This is a genomic window from Ralstonia sp. NFACC01, from assembly GCF_900115545.1.
Taxonomy (GTDB): domain Bacteria; phylum Pseudomonadota; class Gammaproteobacteria; order Burkholderiales; family Burkholderiaceae; genus Ralstonia; species Ralstonia mojiangensis.
Window position 1 is genome coordinate 437059 of sequence record NZ_FOWV01000002.1, and the last position, 16290, is coordinate 453348.

General features: G+C 62.8%; 20 protein-coding genes. 16 read left to right on the top strand and 4 right to left on the bottom strand.

Translation table 11 applies throughout. The features are described from left to right. The first annotated feature begins 4 nt into the window (after positions 1 to 4). From BM136_RS06640 to BM136_RS06685, 10 genes are all read left to right on the top strand, one after another. On the top strand, positions 5 to 1096 hold the full coding sequence (locus BM136_RS06640; RefSeq protein ID WP_092971099.1) for a phage late control D family protein: 1092 nt from the start codon (positions 5 to 7) through the stop codon (positions 1094 to 1096). Further along, complete coding sequence (locus tag BM136_RS06645) at positions 1093 to 1761, top strand: phage baseplate assembly protein V (protein ID WP_092971100.1); 669 nt, start codon at positions 1093 to 1095, stop codon at positions 1759 to 1761. Before BM136_RS06640 ends, BM136_RS06645 begins: the two co-directional genes overlap by 4 nt. After that, positions 1758 to 2138 (top strand): phage tail protein, encoded by a 381-nt coding sequence (locus BM136_RS06650; RefSeq protein ID WP_092971101.1) that lies wholly within the window; start codon positions 1758 to 1760, stop codon positions 2136 to 2138. The genes BM136_RS06645 and BM136_RS06650 overlap by 4 nt, the downstream gene beginning before the upstream one ends. A 1-nt stretch (position 2139) precedes the next feature. Beyond that, positions 2140 to 3270 carry a baseplate J/gp47 family protein gene (locus BM136_RS06655; protein ID WP_092971102.1) on the top strand — a complete coding sequence of 377 codons (1131 nt, stop codon included), beginning with the start codon at positions 2140 to 2142 and terminating at the stop codon, positions 3268 to 3270. Continuing rightward, a complete protein-coding gene (locus BM136_RS06660) occupies positions 3270 to 3938 on the top strand; it encodes a hypothetical protein (protein ID WP_092971103.1) in 669 nt (222 codons plus the stop codon). The genes BM136_RS06655 and BM136_RS06660 overlap by 1 nt, the downstream gene beginning before the upstream one ends. A 143-nt stretch (positions 3939 to 4081) precedes the next feature. Further along, entirely contained in the window at positions 4082 to 5668 is a 1587-nt protein-coding gene (locus BM136_RS06665) for a gp53-like domain-containing protein (RefSeq protein WP_139219353.1), read from the top strand. 4 nt (positions 5669 to 5672) lie between these two features. After that, positions 5673 to 6236: a DUF4376 domain-containing protein gene (locus BM136_RS06670; protein WP_092971105.1), complete on the top strand. Its 564-nt coding sequence runs from the start codon at positions 5673 to 5675 to the stop codon at positions 6234 to 6236. A 61-nt stretch (positions 6237 to 6297) separates the two neighbouring features. Continuing rightward, positions 6298 to 6708, top strand: a complete 411-nt coding sequence (locus BM136_RS06675; protein ID WP_175537094.1) for a hypothetical protein — start codon at positions 6298 to 6300, stop codon at positions 6706 to 6708. After that, on the top strand, positions 6701 to 7264 hold the full coding sequence (locus BM136_RS06680) for a glycoside hydrolase family 19 protein (RefSeq protein WP_092971106.1): 564 nt from the start codon (positions 6701 to 6703) through the stop codon (positions 7262 to 7264). The genes BM136_RS06675 and BM136_RS06680 overlap by 8 nt, the downstream gene beginning before the upstream one ends. Further along, positions 7264 to 7776, top strand: coding sequence for a hypothetical protein (locus BM136_RS06685; protein ID WP_092971107.1), 513 nt, complete (start codon positions 7264 to 7266; stop codon positions 7774 to 7776). Before BM136_RS06680 ends, BM136_RS06685 begins: the two co-directional genes overlap by 1 nt. 34 nt (positions 7777 to 7810) lie before the next feature. Here BM136_RS06685 and BM136_RS25365 read toward each other — a convergent pair whose 3' ends face one another. Then, positions 7811 to 7978: a DUF6726 family protein gene (locus BM136_RS25365; protein ID WP_175537095.1), complete on the bottom strand. Its 168-nt coding sequence runs from the start codon at positions 7976 to 7978 to the stop codon at positions 7811 to 7813. Between the two features lie 420 nt (positions 7979 to 8398). Here BM136_RS25365 and BM136_RS06690 point away from each other — a divergent pair, with 420 nt between their 5' ends. From BM136_RS06690 to BM136_RS06715, 5 genes are all read left to right on the top strand, one after another. Further along, positions 8399 to 8824 carry a hypothetical protein gene (locus BM136_RS06690; protein WP_092971108.1) on the top strand — a complete coding sequence of 142 codons (426 nt, stop codon included), beginning with the start codon at positions 8399 to 8401 and terminating at the stop codon, positions 8822 to 8824. A gap of 127 nt (positions 8825 to 8951) precedes the next feature. Next, a complete protein-coding gene (locus BM136_RS06695; protein ID WP_092971351.1) occupies positions 8952 to 9254 on the top strand; it encodes a hypothetical protein in 303 nt (100 codons plus the stop codon). Between the two features lie 87 nt (positions 9255 to 9341). After that, positions 9342 to 10013, top strand: coding sequence for a DUF1345 domain-containing protein (locus BM136_RS06700; RefSeq protein WP_175537104.1), 672 nt, complete (start codon positions 9342 to 9344; stop codon positions 10011 to 10013). Further along, on the top strand, positions 10010 to 11047 hold the full coding sequence (locus BM136_RS06705) for an AI-2E family transporter (protein ID WP_092971110.1): 1038 nt from the start codon (positions 10010 to 10012) through the stop codon (positions 11045 to 11047). Before BM136_RS06700 ends, BM136_RS06705 begins: the two co-directional genes overlap by 4 nt. Before the next feature lie 742 nt (positions 11048 to 11789). Continuing rightward, positions 11790 to 13031 carry an MFS transporter gene (locus BM136_RS06715; RefSeq protein WP_092971112.1) on the top strand — a complete coding sequence of 414 codons (1242 nt, stop codon included), beginning with the start codon at positions 11790 to 11792 and terminating at the stop codon, positions 13029 to 13031. Positions 13032 to 13105: 74 nt separating this feature from the next. Here BM136_RS06715 and BM136_RS06720 read toward each other — a convergent pair whose 3' ends face one another. Both BM136_RS06720 and BM136_RS06725 read right to left on the bottom strand, forming a co-directional pair. Next, positions 13106 to 14161, bottom strand: coding sequence for a hypothetical protein (locus tag BM136_RS06720; protein ID WP_092971113.1), 1056 nt, complete (start codon positions 14159 to 14161; stop codon positions 13106 to 13108). A 183-nt stretch (positions 14162 to 14344) separates the two neighbouring features. Continuing rightward, complete coding sequence (locus BM136_RS06725) at positions 14345 to 14971, bottom strand: LysE family translocator (RefSeq protein ID WP_092971114.1); 627 nt, start codon at positions 14969 to 14971, stop codon at positions 14345 to 14347. A 101-nt stretch (positions 14972 to 15072) separates the two neighbouring features. On the opposite strand from BM136_RS06725, the gene BM136_RS06730 reads away from it, so the two are divergent. Continuing rightward, positions 15073 to 15939, top strand: coding sequence for a LysR family transcriptional regulator (locus tag BM136_RS06730; RefSeq protein WP_092971115.1), 867 nt, complete (start codon positions 15073 to 15075; stop codon positions 15937 to 15939). 11 nt (positions 15940 to 15950) lie between these two features. Here the strand turns inward: BM136_RS06730 and BM136_RS06735 are convergent, their stop codons facing one another. Then, positions 15951 to 16220 (bottom strand): CppA family protein, encoded by a 270-nt coding sequence (locus BM136_RS06735; protein WP_092971116.1) that lies wholly within the window; start codon positions 16218 to 16220, stop codon positions 15951 to 15953. Between the last annotated feature and the right edge of the window lie 70 nt (positions 16221 to 16290).

The following is a 16290-nucleotide window of genomic DNA, read 5'->3' on the forward strand; positions in this document are numbered from 1 at the left end:
TCTTATGAGCCTGAACAAGCTACCCGTGATACCCGGTGTACGGCAGCCGCGATCGATCGTAAAGGTGGGCGGCGAGCGCATTCCGGCGTGTGTGAGTTGGTCGGTCCTGAGCAATTCGTACGAGCAGGCGGACACGTTCCTGGTCACTCTCGCAACGGCTGTCTTGCCGCCAGATCGCGACGCGAACTGGTTCTCCAGTCAGCTTGAATTGCTGGTCGAGATCTTTGCTGGCTTTCCGTCAAATCCTAGCCAGTACGACGAGGCCGATCTTGAAAGTCTGATCTATGGCCGTGTGGACAGCGTTGAACTGGATCCGGTTTCGGCTCAACTCACGCTGAGCGGCCGGGATCTGACGGCGCTGTTTATCGATGAGAAGGTGACGTTGCAGTTCCAGAACCTGACAGCCTCAAGCGTGGCAGCAAAGCTGGCAGCCAAGCATGGTTTGCAAGTTGCGGGTCCGGTCACCAAGCAGAGCATCGGTAAAGCCTACGCACGTGACAACGTAAGCCTGACGCATCAGCAAACCGAGTGGGATTTGCTGGCCGCGCTCGCTCGGGCTGAAGGGTTTATCTGTTACGTGACTGGCAAGACGCTGCACTTCGAACCGCGTCCTGCGCCCGCAGCCGAACCGTACGAGCTGCGCTGGGGGCGCGATGAGAGGGGCAACGCGGAAGCAAACATGGCAACCCTGCAGCTTTCGCGCGATCTGACGGTTGCAAAAGGCGTCACGGTCGAAGCGCGCTCATGGAATGCGAAGCAGGGTAAGCGATTCTTCGCCCGCTACACCAATGCGTCAGGTGGCGATCAGGGCCAGAAGCCGACGCATACCGTCGAGCGCAACGGACTCGATCAGGCCGGAGTCAAGCGCCTGGCCAAGCAGAAGTACGACGAAGTCGCACAGCACGAAATGAAGCTACGCGCCCGCCTGCCTGCAGATCAAATCCTCACGCCCACCGACACGCTCCGGCTGACAGGTACGGGCACCGGTTTCGATCAGGACTACCTCATCGACAGCATCACACGCAGCATGAGCCTGAGCGAGGGCTATGTGATGGACATATCGGCCAAGAACATCAACAAGGGAACGAGCACATGATCCAACAGCTTCGCAACCAGATGGTGCTCGCCGCGATGATGGCGCAGTCGAATCGCGCAGAGAACCGCATGGGCATCGTCACCAGCTACGACCCCGGGACGGCCTCTGCGCGGGTACGCCTCCAACCTGAAGACCCCGCCGACCCAGCGCGCTCGCTGACAGGCTGGATGCCCGTTGCCTCTGCCTGGGTCGGCAATGGCTGGGGCATCGATGCGCCGGTCAGCCCGGGTGATCAGGTGGAGGTGCAGTTCCTGGGCGGCGACATCGAGAACGGCTACATCTGCGCGCGTTTGTTCAGCGATCAGGCGCGGCCGACCGGTGCGCAGTCGGGCGAGTTCTTCCTGACGCACGCGTCGGGCTCCAAGCTGCAATTCCACAACGACGGCACGGTCACGCTCATCAGCGCGGGCACGCTCAGCAGCCAGGCGCCGCAGTGGAATCACAAGGGCCCAGTGCAAATCGACGGCGCGTTGCTGGTCACGCAAACCATCACCGGACAAGCCGGCATGGCGGTGTCGGGCAACAACGGCACCGGCAACTCGATGAGTATCAGCGGCAATACGCAGTTCAGCGGTCAGGTTTCGGCGAATGGCCACCGGATCGACGACACACACCGCCATACGGGCGTGCAGTCCGGGTCCAGCACCACAGGGAGCGTGGCATGACGCAGCAACTTCTGAACGACGCGAGCCACTGGGTGGGCGGCGACATCACGGTGTCGCCCACCGGCGACCTGGGCCTGGCCAGTGCTGACCTGCGTACGCAGCAACGCATCGTGCGGCGCCTCGTCACCAACCCTGGCGACTACATCTTCCACACCGACTACGGCGCGGGCCTGCCGCAGAAGATCGGCGAAACGCTCGACGTGCCGGCGCTGCGCGGGCTGATCCGCTCGCAAATCCTGCAAGAAGCTGGCGTTGCGCAAGATCCCGAGCCGCAGGTGGATGTCGCGGCCATCACCGGTGGTGTGAGCGTGCGCGTTCTGTACAGCAGCGCGGTCACACGTGAGCCGGTGTCCCTTCAATTCAATGTGAGCAAGTGATATGTCCATTCAGACGCAAGACTGGGTGACGCTCGTGCGCAACCAGGTGGCGGCCATCCAGGGCTACGCCAAGGTGCTGGTCGACCTGACCGTCGGATCGGTGCTGCGCGCCGTCGTTGAGGCCAATGCGGCGGTCACGGTGTGGCTGCAAGGGTTGATCCTGCAGGTGCTGGCGATTACCCGGGCGGCAACCTCGAGCGGCGCCGATCTCGATACGTGGATGGCCGATTTCGGCTTGACACGCTTGGCCGCTGTGCCGGCCACGGGCAGCGTCACGTTCTCGCGCTTCACGGTCACGCAGCAGGTGCTGGTACCGCTGACAGCCGTGGTGCAGACCGGCGATGGCACGCAGCAGTTCAACGTGGTGGTCGATACGACCAGTCCCGCCTATAGCGCCGCACTTGGGGGCTATGTGATCGCAGCCGGCACGGCCAGCGCGAGCGTGCCAGTGCAAGCGGTCACGCCAGGCGTGGCGGGCAACGCGGTGGCGGGTGCGGTGTCCACCATCGTAGGTGCGATCTCCGGTGTGGATACGGTGAGCAATGCCGCGGCCTTCGTCAACGGAGCGGATGCGGAGCCCGATACCGCATTCCGTTCGCGCTTCATCGCCTATGTTGCGAGTCTGTCGAAGGCCACCAGGACGGCCATCGGCTCCGCCATCGCCAGCGTCAAGCAGGGGCTGACGTATGTGATCCTGGAGAACCAGACCTATGCCGGCTTGCCGCAGAACGGCACGTTCATCGTGATTGTGGATGACGGCACGGGCTCGCCCACGTCAACGCTGCTTGCCAGCGTGAGCAACGCCGTGGATGCCGTGCGCCCGGTGACGAGCACGTTCTATGTGTACGGGCCTGTCGTCGTTAACGCCACGGTCTCCATGAGCATCACCACGGCTGCGGGCTACACGCACCAGGCCGTCGCGCTGCAAGTGCAGGCGGCCTTGCTGAGCTACATCAACAGCTTGCCGCTGGGCACAGCTTTGACGTATTCGCGGCTGGCGCAGGTGGCGTATGACGCGTCGCCTGCAGTTACCAACGTCACGGGCACATTGCTCAACGGCAGCACAGCGGATTTGCCGGCCACCAGCCTGCAGGTCATCAAAGCCACAACCAACTCCATCACGGTGACGTAATGGCAACCGGTGACCAACAAGACATCTTCACGCGCATACGCGGGTATCTACCGCGCTGGTTTGGTGATGTGGCGCAGTCGCCCATCCTCAACGGGCTGCTGCAGGGCCTCGCATACAGCGGCGCCTATGTCTACGACCTGTATGCCTATGCGAGGCAGCAGACGCGCATTCTGACCGCCACCGATGGCTGGCTCGACATGATTGCGGTCGACTTCTTTGGCCTGTCGATCCGGCGCAGGACCGGGCAATCCGACGCATCGTTTCGTGCAAACATCGTCGCCAACCTGTTTCGTGAACGCGGCACGCGCGGCGCCATCATTCGCGTGCTGACCGACCTGACCGGACGTGCCCCGACAATCATCGAACCAAGCCGCCCCGCGGACTGCGGCGCCTACGATGCGCCGAACAGCGGCTACGGCATGGCCGGCGCTTACGGGCAGGTCTCGCTGACGTATCAGGCGTTTGTGCAGGCATATCGCCCGCTCGGCAGCGGCATCCCGAACGTGGCCGGCTACAGCATCGTCACCACGGGCTACAGCGCGCCGTCGCAAGGCGAATACGTTGACGCGTCGATGAGCAGCAACACCGTGTCCGACGCTGACATCTACGCCGCGATCGAATCGGTACGGCCAGCGGCCTCGATCATCTGGACGCGCATCAGCTCCTAGGTGCGCACACACGCCTTCCTAACCACCGACAGCCCGGCACTACGCCGGGTTTTTTCTTTTGGAGAACAGTCTTGGATCGTCAGATTGTCTACAGCGGCCAGGTGCCGCAAACCACGGACCTGCTGAACACGAACCGGCAGACCATGATCGCGCTGGCAAAGCTCTGCGCTGATCTGTTCGGCACATCCACCGTCATCTCGGGCCTGGGCTGCGTGCCCACCACGCCCGCATCGATGAGCGTGGCCGTCAACCCGGGGCAGATCTACCAGCTCGCCAATGTGGACGGCACGCCGTACAGCGCACTGCCGCAAGATACTGCGCATAGCCTGCTGAAGCAGGGCATCTTGATGGACGCGCAGTCCTTCGTCCTCGCGGCGCCGGCCACGTCGGGCTATAGCCAGAACTACCTGATCCAGGCGGCCTACCTTGAGAGCGACGTCAACAACGTCGTGCTGCCGTACTACAACAGCGCGAATCCGTCGCAAGCGTTCAACGGGCCGGGCGGCAGTGGCAATGCGCAGCCGACGACGCGGGCGGGGCAGGTGTCGTTGCAACTCGTGGCCGGCACCGCTGCATCTACGGGCACGCAGACCACGCCGGCTGTAACCGCGGGCTACGTAGGGTTGGCCGTCATCACGGTCGCCAACGGGCAGAGCACGATTACCAACGCCAGCATCGCCCCGTATCCCAACGTGCCGACGGCACCAACGGGTGGCTTTCTGGCGGCCATCGGCGAGCGCTATTCCAGCATCCAGAACGTGGCCACATCGAGCACGCTTACCACGGCGGCGCTTGGCGCACTGGTCAACGTCACGGCCACCGGCCAGACCATGACGCTGCCGCCCGCAGCCAGCTGCCCGAACGGCACGAGCATCTGCGTGACCTATATGCAGGCCAGCGGCTCGACCACCGTCACGCGCAATGGTGCCGATACGCTCGCGTTCGGCCAGGGCAGCAGCGCCAACAGCCTCACGCTGAATCCCGGTGAGGCTGTGCAGTTTGTGTCGAACGGGGTGAATGGGTGGGTGAGTGCAGGGCAGACATTGACGACGGGGGTAACGCCGGCGCAGTTTGATAGCAGTGGGAAGTTGGCTACGACAGCGTTTGTGCAGCAAGCGCTGGGGAGCTTCTCCGGAGACCGCGGCGTTGCCGCGACGGGCGTTTTGACGCTGACGCCGGCCGATGTAGGTAAGCGTATCGAGCTTGGTGCGGGTGCGATTGCGACACTTCCACTGTGTTCCAGCATCCCCAAGGGGGCAGTGATCTTTGTTTCCGCCAGTCCGGCGGTCACGAATGCGGTGATTCAACGTCAAGGTTCTAATGACACTATTGCGTTCAATAACTCCGGCGCCTATACGAGCTATACCCTTGGCGCCGGTTGCGATGTTCTGCTTGTGAACGATGGAGGTATTTGGCGGGGCCACCTTGGGACTGAGACGCTGCGGACGTCGAATCTCTTTTCGAACTCATTGCAGTCAAGCGGTTACCAGAAGTTGCCAAGTGGTTTGATTATCCAATGGGGGTATGCGAATGGCTCTGCATCCACGGACATAACCGTGACGATGCCGATCGCTTTCCCGAACAAGTTTGCATCCGTCGCATTTGCGGGCGATTACACAGTTGGCAGCGGCTTAGTCGCAGCCGTGGCCTGTTGGATCAATGGGCCATCAAGTTTTACAAGCCGGTCGACCGTTTCGGTTTCGACTCATTGGATCGCAATTGGATACTGAAAACATGACCCGCAAATTCGCAGCATACGACTCCCAAGGCCACATCACCGCCTACTACGACAACATCGACAGCCCCGTCCCCGATGGCATGACCAATGTCATCGAAATCACGCAAGACGAATGGCTCGCTTGTATCAACCACCCTGGCTACACAGTGGTGAACGGTGCATTGGTCGCACCATTGCCGCCGACGAATGAGGAACTGCTGGCGCAAGCGAAAGCGTTGCAAACCACCAAAGCCAGCACCGCCTGCGCCTCGGCCCTCACCACCGGCTTCACCTCATCCGCCCTCGGCACACCCCACACCTACCCATCCCAAGACGACGACCAACGCAACCTCCAAAGCGCCGTCAGCGCCTCGGCTGTCGCACCGTCAAACTTGACAACACCCATCTGGTGCGCCAACAACGATGCCTGGTCCTTCACCGCGCACACTGCCGCACAAATCCAGCAAGTCAACGCCGACTGGCTGGCCCACCGCGTCGCCGCGCAGCAGAAGTACGCCGACCTGATCGCCAGGATCAACGCCGCAACCAGTATTGAAGAGGTGCAAGCCATCGACTGGTAAGCACCGCCATCCCAGCAACACAGCCCGCCTTCGCGCGGGCTTTTTCATTTCCGGGGGAACCATGTCTGAACCCATCAGCGGCAGCGCCGTTGCGGGGGTGGCGGGCGCTGCTGCCTTCAAGGCGCTTGGCGGGTTCGCGGCCGTGGCTTTTGCTGCGACTGTGCTCGCCACCATTGTCGTCATGGTGATGACGTTGCCTCGCGCCCGCGGAGAGTGGGCCGTTGCGCTTATCTCCACCGTCATCGCCAGTGTGGGCGGCGGCGCCACCGTCATCCAGTACTTCGGGGTAGCGCATTGGATCGGCTCGGCCAACGGTGCCATGGCACTCGGCGGCATCTATTTCGTTTGCGGCCTGCCCGGCTGGGCGTTCGTGCGCTGGGTCTTCAACTTCATCAACAAGCGGCGCGATGCCGACCTCGCCGAGGTCGTCGACGACGTGCGCGAATCCCTGCACAAGGCAAACCATGGCTGAACCGCTTCTCACCGCGGCGCAACTGCGTGCCGTCATGCCCAGCGCCGGCGGGCGGGCCGATGTGTTCGCCCCCATTCTTGCCGACGTGTTGCTGTTCCGGCAGATCAACACGCCCGCACGCATTGCCGCGTTTCTTGCGCAGGTCGGGCACGAATCCGGGCAACTGCGCTACGTGCGCGAGCTGTGGGGTCCCACGTTTGCGCAACGCGGCTACGAAGGGCGTGCCGACCTCGGCAATACGCAACCCGGCGACGGCAAGCGCTTTCTTGGTCGCGGCCTTATCCAGATCACGGGCCGCGCCAACTACCGTGCGTGCGGCATTGCGTTGGGCCTCGATCTCGAAGCGCAGCCCGAGCTGCTCGAGACACCCGCGCACGCCACGGCATCGGCCGCGTGGTTCTGGCTGAACAACGGGCTCAACCGCTTTGCCGATCAGGACAGCGACGCCGCCTTCGCGCAACTGACGCGCCGCGTCAATGGCGGCACGAATGGCCTGGATGATCGGCGCGCGCTGTGGTTGCGCGCCCGCGCTGTGTTGACTGGAGGGGCTGCGTGATGAGTCTGCTCGACCTGCGCTTCTGGGCCGGCGCCTTCCTGGCGCTGGTGCTCACCTTTGGCCTCGGCTATGGGGCTGGCGATCTGCATCGGCTTCAGGTCGAGCGATCCCACGCGTTGCAAGCCAAGGTGGCCGCCGCGCAAACAGAAACCCGCCAGGCCAACGTCAGCGCCCAGGTGACTGATCAAGCCGCCCAGGCTCAGACGCGCATCCAAACCGTCTTCCGAGACCGCATCCTTTACCGAGACCGTGAGGTACCCCATGAAATCGTTGTGCATGACGATGCTGTTTGCCGCATCCCTGGTCGCTTTGTCGGCATGTGGAACACCGCCAACCGGGCCGAGCTTCCCAGCACCGCCGGCCTCCTTGATGAAACCGCCAGTGGCGTTGTCCTCTCTGACGTTGAAGCCCAGCACGAGCGCGAGGCCGAAGCTTTCCACAGCAACGCCCAGCAACTGAAAGACTTGCAGGACTGGGTGAGTCAGCAGCAGGAGGCTGCGAAGCCTCAATAGACGCAGATATTGGCTTTGCCTCGCCCGGTGACGCTCAATCAATGATGTCGGCGCAGGCGTCAGTGGGCGCGGCCGCCACATGCCCCACCAGCGGCACCATCTTCAGGCCCGCAGATGCCACGCGGCACGGCGCGGCCACCACGCCGCAGCCGGAAAGAAGTGCAGCACCAAGCAGGGACACAGCGAGCAGAAGGTGTTTCATCGTGGATGGGTTTGAAAGCGAATGCCGGGCAGTGTGACACAGAGTCTTTCGCCAACCTGTGCGCGTTTGTATCGGGAAATGACAATCTGTGTGGGTCTCAACACCATGACGCGATGCGTCAGAGCGCAACAATAAAACTCGTTCGAAAGCCGCACAACGCTGACTTTGGGTGAAAAAGTCACATTCTGACTTTGCGCAAATTAACCCGCCAGCCTTTGCTGCAGGCCGCAAAACCAATGTTGATGCGGGTTTTCCCGCAATTTCACATATCGCAACAATAAATTGTCTGTCGCGACATTTATTGTCTGAACAGGCTCGCCTACGATGACTCCATCGAATGCGGCGCCGCAGCGAAAAAGAAGATCCGGGAAATGCCCGGATCACCTGCCCGACGCGCTGCGCCCATCTGGAGAAGACATCATGAAAGCCCAACGTACCCTGATTGCTGCCCTGATCGCCCTGGCAACTGTGCCGGCCCTGGCAGCAGCCAAGTTTGACGTGTACGCGCAAGGTGCTGCGCAAGTCAGCCAACGTTTCGACGTGTACTCGGACGGCGCCAAGGTTGGCGACAAGTTTGATTCGTACACCCAAGGCGCCAAGGCTGGCGATAAGTTCGATCCGTACACCCAAGGCGCCAAGGCTGGCAGCAAGTTCGACCCGTACACCGAAGGCGCACTGGCCCGTGCCGGCAAGTTCGATACCTATACCGAAGGCGCCAAGGTTGGCAGCAAGTTCGATCCGTACACCGAAGGCGCGCTGGCCCGTGCCGGTAAGTTCGATACCTATACCGAAGGCGCCAAGGCTGGCAGCAAGTTTGATCCGTACACCGAAGGCGCACTGGCCTGAGCCTGGTTTCTCCCGAAAAGACGCCCGCGCACCGCGGGCGTTTTTGTTTGTGTCACCGGGGAGCGCGATGATTTCGAACCGAGTCGCCATTGCGGCGTCTCACTCTCATCGCAACCAGGAAGCCATGATGATCCGTTTCCGTCGTCCGACCCGCTCCCTTCTGTGCCTTACGCTGGCCTCGGCCGCCATGCTGGCTGGCTGTGCGACCGTCACGCCGGGCCCATTCCAGATTACCGTGCGTGATGCCGATGACACGGTGCTCGAGCAATTCCAGTTCCAGGCCGGCTCGCAGGGGTCGCTGGAGACCGCCATGATCGGTATGTGCCGCGTGTATCCAGAGGCCACCGTCATCGCAGAGCAGCTCTCAACGCACGAGCGACTGCAAGAACGCTGCAAGCGTTCGTTTGCCTCAATGCTCTCGCCGTCCTGATGCTGCGCTGAAGCGGCTACCATGTCGCCTCATCGGCTGGCGGTGCCGGCCTTGTGTGAATATCCCGAGCACGCACCTGAGGCGCATGTGAACCCGCAAGACAAGTCCTCTGAGATTTCCCAGGTTTCCCGCTTTGCGGCGACACGGCCGCGCCTGCTGTCTGCGTTTGCGCTGGGCGCCGTTGCGGTCGCTGTTGTGCCAGCGCACGGGTGGCTTACGCGCCTGCTGCTCGGCTGGGATATCGCCGTGTGGGCCTACCTGATCCTGATCACAGTGATGATGCTGCGCGCAGACCCACGCCGTATCCGCGCCGTCGCCCGCCGTGAAGACGAGCGTACGTCGGCCGTGCTGGCGGTGGTCTGCCTCGGTGTCGTGGCCAGCATGGTGGCAATTGCGTTTGAGCTTGCGACAGCCAAGTCGGCGGGGCATGCGCAGACGTCGCACTACGTGTTCACCGGTATCACGGTGCTCGGCGCGTGGCTCATGGTGCCGATGATGTTTACGGTGCACTACGCGCATCTGTATTACCGTTCGCCCCACGAGCCGCCGCTGCTGTTTCCCGACGAGCAGCTCGACCCCGATTACTGGGATTTCCTCTACTTCTCCTTTACGATCGCGGTCGCCAGCCAGACGGCCGATATCAGCATTCGTTCGCGTGCAATGCGGCGAGCGGTGCTAGGGCAATCGCTGCTGTCGTTCTTCTTCAATACGAGCATCCTCGCGCTCTCCATCAACATTGCTGCTGGCCTGTTTTCATGACGATGCTGCCTCCCGAGCTTCCTTCCAACGCACACACTCGCCCCATCAATGCTGTCAGCTATGTGTTGGTGGCGGCCATGATTGCAGCCGTGCTGTGGCTGCACCTGTTGCCGGCTGCCATTGCCGGTTTCCTCGTCTACGCATTGGCGCGCAAGCTGGAAGCGCGCTTGCGCGAGCGAAGCAGGCTATCCAGGCGCGCGAAGGCGGTCGCGGTGATCTGCGTGTTCGTCATCGCCGCCCTCATTCTTGCTGGGCTTGGGATCGGGGTCGGCCGCTTGGTCGAGCACGGGCATGGGCTCGAAGGCATGCTTACGCGCATTGCCGACGTGCTCGACAACCTGCGGGAATCCTTGCCGGCGGCGGTGGTCGATTACGTTCCGCAATCGGTGACTGAACTGCGTGTCCAGCTCGTGCAGATGATCAAGGAGCACGGCCATCAGGTGTCGACCCTCGGTATCGACGGGTTGCGTGCAAGCGCATTGATGCTGGTTGGGCTGATCCTGGGGGCGATGGTGGCCTGGTCGGATACGCTTGATCCCGAGGACCACAAGCCGCTGGCCGCAGCACTGGTGAACCGGCTGAGCCGGTTGACCGATGCATTCGAGGCGGTGGTGTTTGCGCAGGTCAAGATCTCGGCGCTCAACACGGCGCTCGCGGCCATCTACCTGCTGGGCGCGCTGCCGCTGTTCGGGCAGCACGTGCCGTATTCCAAATCGCTGATCCTGCTGACCTTTGTGGCCGGGCTGATTCCTGTGGCGGGCAACCTCATCTCCAACACGGCCATCGTGGTGATGAGCGTGACCGCCTCATTGGAACTTGCGGTGGCATCGCTCATCTTTCTGGTGGTGGTGCACAAGCTGGAGTACTTCGTGAACGCACGCATCATCGGCAGCCGCATCGATGCGCGCGCGTGGGAGCTGATCCTCGCACTGATCGTGATGGAAGCGCTGTTTGGCGTGGGCGGCGTGATTGCTGCGCCGGTGCTTTATGCCTATATGAAGCGTGAGTTGACGGACGCCGGGCTGATCGGCTGAGCCATCTCTTGGGTTGAGGTGCGGGGTGACCCGCCAGCGCCCCCGCGCTGACGGCATCGGCAGAAAAGAGCGCGCCCTACGGGACGAGGGGCGCGCAATAACTCGCTGACCGAGAGACGTCAGCGAGCCGAGGGTCGGTACAGGGGGACGAAGCGAGCGGCGGGCGCGTGGCGTTGCCAGTGACATCCACGGCTTCGGACGTGACGAAGCAGCAGACGACCCGGTCGTCGAGCAGGGCCTGATAGAAAAGGTCTCCCATCGCGCGGCATAGCGTTCCCGTTAGCAGGATCATCATGGCTCCCCTCCCATGTCGGCCGATGTGCAGCATCCTCGATGCTGGTCATCGGTTCGGTTTGCGGATCGTTGTGCGTGTGAAGTTGGTCACGCAGCGGGTTCCGTCAGGCTGTCGGCACTGGCGCCTTGCGCTTGTTTCTGGCGTCGTGCTGCAGTCCTTGCTGCCGAGTATAGAAAGCGTCTCCTGAGCGGCCATGCTCCGAACGGAGTAGCCCCGCGCGAGAAAATGGCTAACACGTTAGCTGCCTGCCAGGGCAAGCTGGGCAAGGGTTTGCGGGAAGATGGCCGGTATCTGGGTGGAAACGGCGCCGCGCGGGCTGACGCTTTTGCCCTAACAGTAAATTGTCCGGTTTGCGTTAATCGTTGTCGAATTTGCGGTAACACGCCTGCACCGTTTAGGCGCAAGATTGAGCGCTTCCTCGCCTCAACACCGTTACCTCAAACCATCATGCAAACCACCGCAAACGGCACGGCCGCTGCATCGGCCGCCCCCGCCGCGCAGGCCGACAAGACCGGCTTTGGCGTGATCGGCGCCATCAGCTTCGCGCACTTCCTCAACGACATGATGCAGTCGTTGATCCTGGCGATCTATCCGCTGCTCAAGGGCAACTTCCACCTCGATTTTTCACAGATTGGGCTGATCACGCTTACGTACCAGATCACGGCGTCGCTGCTGCAGCCGATGGTCGGGCTGTATACCGACAAGCATCCGAAGCCGTATTCGCTGTCGGTGGGCATGGGCTTCACGCTGGTGGGGCTGGTGCTGCTGTCGGTGGCGCCCAACTTTGGCACGGTGCTGCTGGCGGCGGCGCTGGTGGGAACGGGCTCGTCGATCTTCCATCCGGAATCGTCGCGCGTGGCGCGTATGGCGTCGGGCGGACGTCATGGGCTGGCGCAGTCGCTGTTCCAGGTGGGCGGCAATGTGGGCAGCGCGATGGGGCCGCTGCTTGCGGCAATCATCATCATGCCGTATGGGCAGCACAGCCTGGCGTGGTTTTCGATCGCGGCGCTGATCGCTATCTTCGTGCTCTATCACGTGGGCGGCTGGTACAAGCGTGAACGCGCCGCGGGCCATGGCCGCAAGGCAGGTGGCCGGGCGCATGCCGCGGTTCAGCTGTCCGGCAAGCAGGTGGCGTTTGCGATGACGCTGCTGGTCGTGCTGCTGTTCTCCAAGTACTTCTACCTGGCGAGCCTGAACAGCTATTACACGTTTTTCCTGATCACCAAGTTCCAGCTGTCGGCGCAGACGTCGCAGCTGTTCCTGTTCCTCTTCCTGTTCTCGGTGGCGGTCGGCACGATCGTGGGCGGGCCGATTGGTGACCGCGTGGGCCGCAAGGTCGTGATCTGGGTGTCGATCCTGGGCGTAGCACCGTTCACGCTGTTGCTGCCGTACGCCAACCTGTTCTGGACCGCCGTGCTGACGGTGATCATCGGGCTGGTGCTGGCCTCGGCGTTCTCGGCCATCCTCGTGTATGCGCAGGAGCTGATTCCCGGCAAGGTGGGGATGGTGTCGGGCCTGTTCTTCGGATTTGCGTTCGGGCTGGGCGGCATTGGCGCCGCGGTGCTCGGCAAGCTGGCTGACGCAACCGACATCTACAACGTCTATCACCTCTGCTCGTTCCTGCCGCTCATCGGTTTGCTGACGGTGTTCCTGCCGGATATCGAACGCAAGCGCCAACAGGCGGCGTAACGCGACGCACCCTGTATACGGATGCAGCGCGGCGGACGTCTCCTCCCGGACGATCCGCCGCTTTGCTTTCGGCGTTACTTCTCGATGGCGTGGGTCGGGCCCGGCCACACGCCGGTCATCTCGATCTCGCGCCGGCCGGTCAGCCATTGGCCTAGCGGGCTGGGCCAGCTGAACGAATAGTTGTCGCTGTTCACCACGCCCTGGAACTTCACGTCCACCCGGATATCGGTGGCGTTGAGCGGGATGTTCGCGACCGTCTTGGAGATGCCGCCGCTGAGCGAAAACTCGTCGCTGCGCGGGCCTTGCTGCGTGTTGTAGCGCAGCTGGATGTGCGTAACGTAGGTGCAGCCCGGCTTGTTGTTGAAGTAGATCTCGAAGCCGCCCAGACGCGTGATCCAGTTCGGGATCAGCAGGTTGCCGTCGAACGAAGCAAACGTGTAAGCCACCGGAATGGGCGCAGGCGCCTGCTTGCCCGGCTCGAACGGCCACAGGTGCTGATCGACGCTCTTGGTCTGGTTGACCGACACGAACGACCCCTTGCCCGTGGCGCTGCCCAGCATGTCATGCACGGCGCCCGCCGAGCCCGTGATCGAGAACGACGAGTTGTTGTCTTGCGAGCCCACGTTGAGCCCGCTGTTGGCCAGGATCACGCTGGTCACCACGCCAAAGCCCTGCGCGATATTGCCGCCCGAGCCCATGCTGACGGACTGCGCCTGCTCGGCCAGCCACTTGATCGTTTCGGGCCGCGTGAGCTGCGTCAGGTCGTTGATGTACGACTCCGAGGCAATGCCGAATTCCGAGGCGATCGAGCCGACCGCCGAGAACTCCCATTTCACTTCTACGCCGGCATTGACTTTGGTGCCCGTGTCCGGGTCGGTGACCGAGCCGTCGAGTTTGACGTTGCTCTCTGTGCGGTGCACGTTGTTGGTCGACAGCTTCCATTGGTTCGGTACGGTGCGCGTGCTGATCGCCACGCCCGGCGTCTCCGGCTTGACGGGCGTGAAGTCGCCGGAGTCGGGCGAAACAAAACCCACGGCGCCAGGTTTGATGGTGGGGGCCAGCGTCCAGTTGCCCCAGTAAGCGGCTCGGCCGTTGCGGATCAGGTCAGTGAAGGCGCGATTCCATTGCATGGTTGCACTCCAGGTGTGAGGTTGTGCTGCGAGTCAGCGGGTTTGCGCGGTGGCCTCCATCGCCACGCGGCGACGGGGAGGGCGCGAGGGCACTGTCTCAAACGGGCTGACGCCTGTTAATGCAGCAGAAGACCTGGGGCAGACGGCATGGGCGCAGGCACGGGCAGGCCGCTCTGCGTGACATCACGCAAGCCGCGCGAGCCCTAGCGCCAATCCCAACCCGATCAGGGTCACGCCGATCACACGGTCTACGATGCGTTGCCGTGCCAGCAGCGAACGTCGCAACGCACCTGACGCAAACACCGCCGCCACCAACGCAAACCACACCGCGTGCGCCGCCGACATGAACACGCCATAGCCAAACTGCGCGACCAGCGGTGTGCCAGCGTGAACAACCTGCGTGTACGTGCTGACCACGAACAGCGTCGTTTTTGGATTAAGGGCATTGGTGAGAAAGCCCATGCGCAGCGCTGCGAGCGTCGATAGCGGCGCGGTGCCGCCACCGTGGGCGGCTGTCTCGCCCCCAGGCAACGCTTTGGCCGACAGTGTCTTCCAGCCAATCCACACCAGGTACGCCGCGCCTATCAGCTTGATGCCCTGCAGAAGCGCCGGAGCATGCGCAATCAGCAGCCCCACGCCGAACATCGTGTAGAACACGTGCACCTGTACGCCCAGCGCAATGCCCAGCGCGCAGAGCACGCCGGCGCGGCGCCCATGCAGCAGGCTGTTGCGCGTGACCATGGCAAAGTCCGCGCCCGGACTGATGACGGCCAGGATGGTGATGAGGGCAATAGCAAAAAGTTCGGTCATGACGGGCGCAATCGCAAAGTGAGGATGCGCCGATTCTGGATGCCTCCGCCATCGCCGAAAATCGATTTATGATGCCGTCTTTCGGTGAGAAAAACTGACAGATGGCGCTGCCTCCGCTGAATACTCTGCGCGTGTTTGAAGCTGCTGCCCGGCATGGCAGCTTCGTGCGTGCGGCGCAAGAATTGCACGTTACGCATGGCGCTGTAAGCCGACAGATACGGCTATTGGAAGCATCGTTAGGGGTGGATTTGTTTGAGCGGCGCAACCGCGCGGTCTTCCTGACGCCTGCGGGTGAACAGTTGCATGCGGCTGCGACTGATGCGTTCGCCATTCTCACGGATAGCATCGACCAGATTGCTCGTCGGGCCACGTCTTCAGCGCTGGTCGTATCGTGCGAGCCGACGCTGGCGATGCGGTGGCTGATCCCGCGGCTGTCGCGTTTTCAGGTGCGGCATCCGTCCACCCAGGTGCATCTGTTTGCTGCGGGCGGCCCCATCGATTTCGCCCGCACGGGCGTGGACGTCGCATTGCGCCGTGATGACTTTGCGTGGCCCGCGCACGTGCATGCGGCGCCCATTTGCGATGAGTGGATTGGCCCGGTGCACGCCCCGCAAGCGGATATCGCCGCGCGCCGACGGCTGCTGCATACCGCCACGCGCCCAGATGCATGGCAGGCGTGGTGGCGGGCCAGCAGCACGGCACGGCCGCGCGGTCGGTTGCCCGAGGCGCGCTACGAACATTTCTATCTGAGCTTGCAGGCGGCCCTCGCGGGGCAGGGCACCGCCATCGCGTCGAAGCTGATGGCTGGTGATGACCTGAAAGATGGGCGGCTGATTGCGCCCGACGGCTTTCGACGCGACGGGTCGGCCTACTACCTGCTGGCCGATGCGCCTATTGCGGCCGACAGCGCGGCCGGCGCGTGGCTCGCCTGGTTGCGCGAAGAGACGGCCGCCACGCTTGCGGACTAGCGCACGCTGGCTTACGCCGCTGCGTGCCCGCCGCCAAGGATGCCGCGAATGGTGGCCAGATAGGCCTCGCCCACGGCCCGGTTGAATGGTCGCGCACGCGGTGTCGCCCGCTTGCGCGGCGGCGTCAGGCCCAGCGTGCGGCAGACTTCCGACGCATACGGCCGCCCGCGCACATTCATGCGCAACACGACTTCGTTCAGCGCCTGTTCACCCAGGCGCTCGCGCAGCCAGAGCACCGTCTGGCGGTCGTACTCGTTTTCGATGCGGATCAGGTCGTCCATGGTGAGTGCTGTATAAATTTACAGTTACTGTAAATATATACAGGTATCCACAGATTTCAAGGGCGATGTT

What these genes read in the sequence shown, in the direction of transcription:
- BM136_RS06640 (WP_092971099.1), top strand. Translation starts at nt 5, where the DNA reads ATGAGCCTGAACAAGCTACCCGTGATACCCGGTGTACGGCAGCCGCGA.
- BM136_RS06645 (WP_092971100.1), top strand. Translation starts at nt 1,093, where the DNA reads ATGATCCAACAGCTTCGCAACCAGATGGTGCTCGCCGCGATGATGGCG.
- BM136_RS06650 (WP_092971101.1), top strand. Translation starts at nt 1,758, where the DNA reads ATGACGCAGCAACTTCTGAACGACGCGAGCCACTGGGTGGGCGGCGAC.
- BM136_RS06655 (WP_092971102.1), top strand. Translation starts at nt 2,140, where the DNA reads ATGTCCATTCAGACGCAAGACTGGGTGACGCTCGTGCGCAACCAGGTG.
- BM136_RS06660 (WP_092971103.1), top strand. Translation starts at nt 3,270, where the DNA reads ATGGCAACCGGTGACCAACAAGACATCTTCACGCGCATACGCGGGTAT.
- BM136_RS06665 (WP_139219353.1), top strand. Translation starts at nt 4,082, where the DNA reads ATGATCGCGCTGGCAAAGCTCTGCGCTGATCTGTTCGGCACATCCACC.
- BM136_RS06670 (WP_092971105.1), top strand. Translation starts at nt 5,673, where the DNA reads ATGACCCGCAAATTCGCAGCATACGACTCCCAAGGCCACATCACCGCC.
- BM136_RS06675 (WP_175537094.1), top strand. Translation starts at nt 6,298, where the DNA reads ATGTCTGAACCCATCAGCGGCAGCGCCGTTGCGGGGGTGGCGGGCGCT.
- BM136_RS06680 (WP_092971106.1), top strand. Translation starts at nt 6,701, where the DNA reads ATGGCTGAACCGCTTCTCACCGCGGCGCAACTGCGTGCCGTCATGCCC.
- BM136_RS06685 (WP_092971107.1), top strand. Translation starts at nt 7,264, where the DNA reads ATGAGTCTGCTCGACCTGCGCTTCTGGGCCGGCGCCTTCCTGGCGCTG.
- BM136_RS25365 (WP_175537095.1), bottom strand. Translation starts at nt 7,978, where the DNA reads ATGAAACACCTTCTGCTCGCTGTGTCCCTGCTTGGTGCTGCACTTCTT.
- BM136_RS06690 (WP_092971108.1), top strand. Translation starts at nt 8,399, where the DNA reads ATGAAAGCCCAACGTACCCTGATTGCTGCCCTGATCGCCCTGGCAACT.
- BM136_RS06695 (WP_092971351.1), top strand. Translation starts at nt 8,952, where the DNA reads ATGATCCGTTTCCGTCGTCCGACCCGCTCCCTTCTGTGCCTTACGCTG.
- BM136_RS06705 (WP_092971110.1), top strand. Translation starts at nt 10,010, where the DNA reads ATGACGATGCTGCCTCCCGAGCTTCCTTCCAACGCACACACTCGCCCC.
- BM136_RS06715 (WP_092971112.1), top strand. Translation starts at nt 11,790, where the DNA reads ATGCAAACCACCGCAAACGGCACGGCCGCTGCATCGGCCGCCCCCGCC.
- BM136_RS06720 (WP_092971113.1), bottom strand. Translation starts at nt 14,161, where the DNA reads ATGCAATGGAATCGCGCCTTCACTGACCTGATCCGCAACGGCCGAGCC.
- BM136_RS06725 (WP_092971114.1), bottom strand. Translation starts at nt 14,971, where the DNA reads ATGACCGAACTTTTTGCTATTGCCCTCATCACCATCCTGGCCGTCATC.
- BM136_RS06730 (WP_092971115.1), top strand. Translation starts at nt 15,073, where the DNA reads ATGGCGCTGCCTCCGCTGAATACTCTGCGCGTGTTTGAAGCTGCTGCC.
- BM136_RS06735 (WP_092971116.1), bottom strand. Translation starts at nt 16,220, where the DNA reads ATGGACGACCTGATCCGCATCGAAAACGAGTACGACCGCCAGACGGTG.